The 6,408-nt window shown below is 37.8% G+C and carries 8 protein-coding genes (1 of these 8 only partly in view); all 8 read left to right on the top strand.

All coding sequences use genetic code 11. The features are described 5' to 3' along the window. Nucleotides 1–968 carry the 3' portion of a cell wall glycolipid biosynthesis glucosyltransferase BgsB gene (bgsB, locus tag IGK54_RS11145; RefSeq protein WP_010717714.1) on the top strand. The gene continues 256 nt to the left of window position 1, outside the view, so the window shows 968 of its 1,224 coding nt (coding positions 257–1,224); its start codon lies beyond the left edge, outside the window; the stop codon is at nucleotides 966–968. A 72-nt stretch (nucleotides 969–1,040) separates the two neighbouring features. Beyond that, the gene (locus IGK54_RS11140; protein ID WP_002359377.1) at nucleotides 1,041–1,931 is read left to right on the top strand and encodes an NAD(P)-dependent oxidoreductase; all 891 of its coding nucleotides are present in this window, start codon (nucleotides 1,041–1,043) and stop codon (nucleotides 1,929–1,931) included. Between the two features lie 100 nt (nucleotides 1,932–2,031). Then, the gene (locus IGK54_RS11135; RefSeq protein ID WP_002379802.1) at nucleotides 2,032–2,262 is read left to right on the top strand and encodes a YkuJ family protein; all 231 of its coding nucleotides are present in this window, start codon (nucleotides 2,032–2,034) and stop codon (nucleotides 2,260–2,262) included. 389 nt (nucleotides 2,263–2,651) lie between these two features. Continuing rightward, entirely contained in the window at nucleotides 2,652–3,092 is a 441-nt protein-coding gene (gene fabT, locus IGK54_RS11130) for a fatty acid biosynthesis transcriptional regulator FabT (protein ID WP_002362455.1), read from the top strand. Between the two features lie 15 nt (nucleotides 3,093–3,107). Then, a complete protein-coding gene (locus tag IGK54_RS11125; RefSeq protein ID WP_016617180.1) occupies nucleotides 3,108–4,073 on the top strand; it encodes a beta-ketoacyl-ACP synthase III in 966 nt (321 codons plus the stop codon). 52 nt (nucleotides 4,074–4,125) lie between these two features. After that, a complete protein-coding gene (locus IGK54_RS11120; RefSeq protein WP_002356278.1) occupies nucleotides 4,126–4,353 on the top strand; it encodes an acyl carrier protein in 228 nt (75 codons plus the stop codon). A gap of 136 nt (nucleotides 4,354–4,489) precedes the next feature. Further along, nucleotides 4,490–5,446 (top strand): enoyl-[acyl-carrier-protein] reductase FabK, encoded by a 957-nt coding sequence (gene fabK / locus IGK54_RS11115; RefSeq protein WP_002356279.1) that lies wholly within the window; start codon nucleotides 4,490–4,492, stop codon nucleotides 5,444–5,446. Nucleotides 5,447–5,478: 32 nt separating this feature from the next. Beyond that, nucleotides 5,479–6,408, top strand: coding sequence for an ACP S-malonyltransferase (gene fabD, locus IGK54_RS11110; RefSeq protein WP_002419393.1), 930 nt, complete (start codon nucleotides 5,479–5,481; stop codon nucleotides 6,406–6,408).

Raw genomic sequence — 6,408 nt, 5'->3', positions numbered from 1 at the left:
ATTTAATTCATACACATACTGAATTTGGTGCGGGTATTTTAGGGAAAATGGTTGGGAAAAAAATGAAAATCCCTGTCATCCATACGTATCATACAATGTATGAAGATTACTTACATTATATTGCTAAAGGAAAAGTTGTCCGTCCATCACATGTTAAATTCTTTTCAAGAGTGTTTACAAATCATACGACAGGTGTTGTTTGTCCCAGTGAACGTGTAATAGAAAAATTACGGGATTATGGAGTGACCGCACCAATGAGAATTATTCCAACAGGGATCGAAATTGATAAGTTTTTACGTCCCGATATTACTGAAGAAATGATCGCTAGAATGCGTCAACAACTAGGTATTGAAGAGCAACAGATTATGTTGTTATCGTTAAGTCGAATTTCTTATGAAAAAAATATTCAAGCAATTATTCAAGGATTACCACAAATTATTGAAAAATTACCACAAACTCGTTTAGTAATAGTTGGAAATGGTCCCTATCTAGAGGATTTAAAAGAATTAGCAGAAGAACTAGAAGTCAGTGAATACGTTCAATTTACGGGTGAAGTGCCAAATGAAGAAGTCGCGATTTATTATAAAGCTGCTGACTATTTTGTCAGCGCCTCAACGTCGGAAACACAAGGCTTAACTTATACAGAAGCGATGGCCGCTGGCGTTCAATGTGTTGCAGAAGGGAACGCCTATTTAAATAATTTATTTGATCATGAAAGCTTAGGCAAAACTTTTAAGACAGACAGTGATTTTGCCCCAACATTGATTGACTATATACAAGCAAATATTAAAATGGACCAAACTATTTTAGATGAAAAATTATTTGAAATTTCTTCTACAAACTTTGGCAACAAAATGATTGAATTTTATCAAGATACATTGATTTACTTTGATCAACTTCAAATGGAAAAAGAAAATGCGGACTCAATTAAAAAAATTAAAGTAAAATTTACATCTTTAAGAAAATAAACTGCAAAACTTTCCTCCTTCGTTTATACTGAAGGAGGAAAGTTTTTTATTTTAAGAACGGAGGAAGCTACTATGTCTAAAATCGGCTTTATTGGAACGGGTGTCATGGGGAAATCAATTATTCGTAACATGATGAAAAACAATTTATCTGTCAATGTTTACAATCGAACAAAAAGTAAAACAGATGATTTAGTTGCTGAAGGAGCAGTTTGGTATGATACACCAAAAGCAATTGCGGAAGCGAGTGATATCATTTTTACAATGGTTGGCTTTCCTTCAGATGTTGAAGGCGTGTATTTTAATGAAACAGGGATTTTTCAAGCAGATCTTACAGGTAAAATAGTAGTAGATTTAACCACAAGTACGCCGACCTTGGCTGAAAAGATTGCCAAAAAAGCAGCAGAAGTGGGTGCTCATGCGTTGGATGCGCCAGTTTCTGGTGGTGACTTAGGTGCTAAAAATGGTACTTTAACAATTATGGTTGGTGGCGATCAAGAAAGTTATGAGACCGTCTTACCAATTTTCAAAACATTTGGTAAAACGTTTATGCTACACGGCTCAGCTGGAAAAGGGCAACACACTAAGATGGCGAATCAGTTAATGATTGCAGGCACAATGACCGGGTTGACTGAAATGCTCGTTTATGCAAATGCGACAGGATTAACTTTAGAAAAAGTTCTGGAAACAGTCGGTGGTGGTAGTGCTGCGAACTGGTCATTAAGTAATTATGGTCCGCGTATTTTAAAAGAAGATTATACGCCAGGCTTTTTTGTTAAACATTTTATCAAAGATTTAAAGATTGCGTTAGATGAAGCAAAAAAACTTGACCTTCCATTGCCAGCGACGCAAAAAGCGACAGAATTATATGAAAGCCTTGCAGATAAAGGGTTTGAAAATGATGGCACACAGGCCTTAATTAAGCTTTGGTGGACAGATGGCAAGCAACCAACGAATAAAAATTAAAGAACAACAAAAAAATCAAAAAAAATGACGAAAAATCATGCAAGTTAGGCAATGTTTTGTTACAATGGTACAGAACTAGTTTGCAAAAGGAGGCCCACTGATGAAACATTCACAACTTGTGGCGATTATTAAGAGACTGGAAGCAATGATCGAAGCAGCAGATAATGAAGTACAAGTACGCCGCTTTGAACGTGAAGGCGTAGAGAAATGTATTGTAAGTTTTGATAAATCAACAGAAACATTTGAATTAACAGAATCTGATACGCACCAAAGCTATCAATTCGATAACATCGATATTGTAGCAATGGAAATTTACGACTTAATTCAATAATTAATCGTCCTACATTTTAATAAGGGAGTGGAGTAGAAGCACCAAAGCTTCTGGTTCACTCTCTTCTCGTATTATCCAGTCAAGTTGTAGCAATAGCTTAGTGGGAGTTTAAGAATTATATAACAAAAATCACTGGCACTTCTCAATCAGGGGAGTGCCAGTGATGCTTTTTAGTTGCACTTCTTTCCTTTTTCTGTGAAAATAGTTTGGGTATCAAAGTAATTGATCCTTTTTTTAAAAGCCTCGTCCCTTGAAAATGCGCCTTTTTTGAAATATTTGAAGAATATTTCATTAAAAATATAGAAAATTCTCTTGCATTCTTTGCTTATTTACGATATAGTTTGAACATCAAATGTTTTGATAATCAAAGTATATGGATGGTGCACAGAATGGAACCTAATTTAGAAACAGTCAACGATTACTTAGTCAGTGTCTTTAATGACATCTTAACGATTGAAGAATCTGAATTGAAAAAATCACAATTTAATGATTTATCCATTACGGAGATGCACACAATCGAAGCAATTGGTATGTACAAGAAAAAAACGTCTTCAGAAGTAGCCAAGGAACTGTCAATTACCGTCGGAACACTTACTGTAGCGATTAACAACTTAGTTAAAAAAGGCTATGTTGAACGTTTGCGTAGTGAAGATGATCGACGTGTAGTAAAGCTTGGCTTAACTAAAAAAGGAAAATTACTTTTTAGAGTCCATCAGCATTTTCATCGTGAAATGGTTAAAAACATTTTGAAAGGCATGGAGCAAGAAGAAGAACAAGCGCTGTTAAGAGCACTAAAAAATCTTCATGATTTCTTGCAAGAATACAAATAAAAAGTGAGGATCCCCATGAAGAATTATGCACGAATTAGTTGTACAAGCCGTTATGTTCCAGAGAATTGTGTCACGAATCAGCAACTGAGTGAAATGATGGATACCTCTGATGAATGGATACATTCGCGAACAGGCATTAGTGAACGTCGCATCGTTACGCAAGAAAATACGTCTGATTTATGTCATCAAGTCGCAAAACAGTTATTGGAAAAATCTGGAAAGCAAGCAAGTGAGATTGACTTTATTTTAGTTGCAACAGTGACACCAGATTTCAATATGCCTTCTGTTGCTTGCCAAGTGCAAGGCGCAATTGGCGCCACTGAGGCCTTTGCTTTTGACATCAGTGCAGCGTGTTCTGGTTTTGTCTATGCCTTAAGCATGGCAGAAAAACTAGTCTTAAGTGGTCGTTATCATACAGGTCTAGTAATTGGTGGCGAAACATTTTCCAAAATGTTGGATTGGACCGATCGCTCCACAGCGGTGCTTTTCGGTGATGGGGCTGCCGGCGTCTTGATTGAAGCGGCTGAGACACCGCATTTTCTAAATGAAAAATTACAAGCAGATGGACAACGGTGGGCGGCTTTAACGTCAGGCTACACGATCAACGAAAGTCCTTTTTATCAGGGGCATGAGCAGGCTAGTAAGACGCTACAGATGGAAGGACGTAGTATTTTTGATTTTGCGATTAAAGATGTTTCACAAAATATTTTATCACTCGTGACGGACGAAACCGTGGATTATCTTCTACTACATCAAGCAAATGTGCGCATTATCGATAAAATTGCACGTAAGACGAAGATTTCCCGCGAGAAGTTTTTAACGAATATGGATAAATATGGCAATACCTCAGCTGCTAGCATTCCTATTTTGTTGGATGAAGCAGTTGAAAATGGAACCTTAATTTTAGGTTCCCAACAACGCGTGGTGCTAACAGGATTTGGCGGCGGCTTAACATGGGGCTCACTGCTCCTAACGCTGTAAAAAACTGTTCACATATAAATGAAGAAAATGACTATTTTGGAGGAATATACACATGGTATTTGAAAAAATTCAAGCAATTATCGTAGAAGAATTAGGAAAAGATGCTGAAGAGGTACAATTAACTACAAACATTCAAGAAGAATTAGACGCGGATAGCTTAGATTTATTCCAAATCATTAACGAAATCGAAGATGAATTTGATGTGAAAATCGAAACAGAAGATGGCATCCAAACCGTTCAAGATTTAGTAACATATGTAGAAAAACAACAAGCAAACTAATACATGAAAATAGGGGGCTGGGACATTTAATTGCTAAATGACCCAGTCCCTAAAAAAACAAGTAAATAAGCCGGAAAAATCCTTTTTTACTTGAATGAAGTGTACTTATCTTAGAACTAAAGGACGTATAAAATCAATGAATCAACAGTTATGTGAGTTGCTTGGAATCAATTATCCCATTTTTCAAGGCGGTATGGCTTGGGTAGCCGATGCTTCATTAGCAAGTGCCGTGTCAAACGCTGGTGGATTAGGGATTATTGCTGGTGGCAATGCCCCAAAAGAAGTCGTAAAAAAAGAAATTAAAAAAGTTAAAGAATTAACGGAGCAACCCTTTGGTGTCAATATTATGTTACTTTCACCTTTTGCCGATGAAATTGTCGATTTGGTTTGTGAAGAACAGGTTCCTGTCGTAACGACAGGTGCAGGCAATCCAGCCAAATACATGGCTCGTTTTAAAGAACATAACATTAAAGTAATCCCAGTAGTTCCTTCAGTTGCTTTAGCAAAAAGAATGGAAAAAATTGGTGCCGATGCTGTCATTTTTGAAGGAATGGAAGCTGGTGGACATATTGGCAAGTTAACCACTATGAGTGGCTTACCGCAAATCGTTGACGCTGTGTCAATTCCTGTGATTGCAGCAGGTGGGATTGGTGATGGTCGTGGTATGGCTGCGGCCTTTATGTTAGGTGCTGAAGCAGTCCAGCTAGGCACACGTTTTTTAATTGCCAAAGAATGCAACGTTCATCCAGATTATAAACAGAAAGTTTTAAAGGCACGTGATTTAGATGCAGTAATTACCTGTCAACATTTTGGCCATCCAGTGCGTACTTTAAAAAATAAATTAACTGCTCAATATAATCAATTAGAAAAGCAAGAACTTCAAAAAGAAGTACCTGATTTAGAAATGTTTGAAAAGATTGGTCAAGGCGCTTTGCGCAAAGCTGTCGTTGACGGGGATATGGATTACGGTTCCGTCATGGCGGGACAAATTGCCGGGTTAATAAAAAAAGAAGAAACAGCCCAAGAAATCATTGATTCACTCATGTCTGAATGCAAAGCGATTGTACATAAGATGAATCAGCGTTGGGGCTAAGTGAATAATTTTAACAAAAAATGAGGTGTCGTATGAAAACAGCGATTTTATTTAGTGGACAAGGAGCCCAGTATCAAGGGATGGGTGAAGAATTATATCACCAAGAAGCGATTGTTCGGGAAACCTTCGATGAAGCAAGTCATATCTTAGGTTATGAGATGGCAGAACTTTGTTTTACTGAAAATGAACGTTTAAATGAAACAGAATATACGCAACCTGCTATTTTGACAGTCAGTGTCGCATTTTACCGTCTTTTGCAACAAAAAGGACTAACGCCTGATGTCGTAGCGGGTTTAAGCTTAGGGGAATACAGTGCTTTGGTTGCCAGCGGGGCTTTGCGTTTTTCAGAAGCAGTGGCCTTGGTCCAAAAGCGCGGTCAGTACATGACAGACGCAGCACCACAAGGAACTGGCAAAATGGTTGCTGTCATGAATGCTGAGCGTGAAGTAATTGAAAAAGCCTGTCAAGAAGCCAGTGCTTTCGGAATTGTGGCTCCAGCAAATTATAATACACCACAACAAATCGTGATTGGTGGTGAGGTTGCTGCTGTTGATCAAGCGATGACACTTCTCAAAGAAGCTGGTGTGAAGCGAATGATTCCGTTAAATGTGAGTGGCCCTTTCCATACGGCACTGTTACAACCAGCATCAAAAAAATTGGCTCAGGATTTAGCAAAATTGAACTTTCAAACGATGCAAATTCCTGTCATTAGTAATACGACTGCCGAAATTATGCCCCAAGAGGCAATTCAAGCGTTATTGGAAAAGCAAGTCATGTCTGCGGTACGTTTTGAAGACAGTATCGAAACGATGAAGGCTATGAACGTAGGAACGATGATTGAAGTTGGTCCAGGGAAAACATTAACTGGTTTTGTTAAAAAAATTGACAAAACAATTGAAATGCACCGTGTGGAAGATGTTGCAACATTAACAGAAACGTTAACAGCACTTACTGGGAGGTAA

Origin of the sequence: Enterococcus sp. DIV2384, from assembly GCF_050534975.1 — a bacterium.
Classification (GTDB): domain Bacteria; phylum Bacillota; class Bacilli; order Lactobacillales; family Enterococcaceae; genus Enterococcus; species Enterococcus faecalis.
The sequence above is the reverse complement of the archived record's forward strand: the minus strand, read 5'-3'. Positions and strand labels throughout refer to the sequence as shown.

Excerpts from the sequence above, each read along its gene's own strand:
- IGK54_RS11140 (WP_002359377.1), top strand. The coding sequence starts at position 1,041 with ATGTCTAAAATCGGCTTTATTGGAACGGGTGTCATGGGGAAATCAATT.
- IGK54_RS11135 (WP_002379802.1), top strand. The coding sequence starts at position 2,032 with ATGAAACATTCACAACTTGTGGCGATTATTAAGAGACTGGAAGCAATG.
- fabT (WP_002362455.1), top strand. The coding sequence starts at position 2,652 with ATGGAACCTAATTTAGAAACAGTCAACGATTACTTAGTCAGTGTCTTT.
- IGK54_RS11125 (WP_016617180.1), top strand. The coding sequence starts at position 3,108 with ATGAAGAATTATGCACGAATTAGTTGTACAAGCCGTTATGTTCCAGAG.
- IGK54_RS11120 (WP_002356278.1), top strand. The coding sequence starts at position 4,126 with ATGGTATTTGAAAAAATTCAAGCAATTATCGTAGAAGAATTAGGAAAA.
- fabK (WP_002356279.1), top strand. The coding sequence starts at position 4,490 with ATGAATCAACAGTTATGTGAGTTGCTTGGAATCAATTATCCCATTTTT.
- fabD (WP_002419393.1), top strand. The coding sequence starts at position 5,479 with ATGAAAACAGCGATTTTATTTAGTGGACAAGGAGCCCAGTATCAAGGG.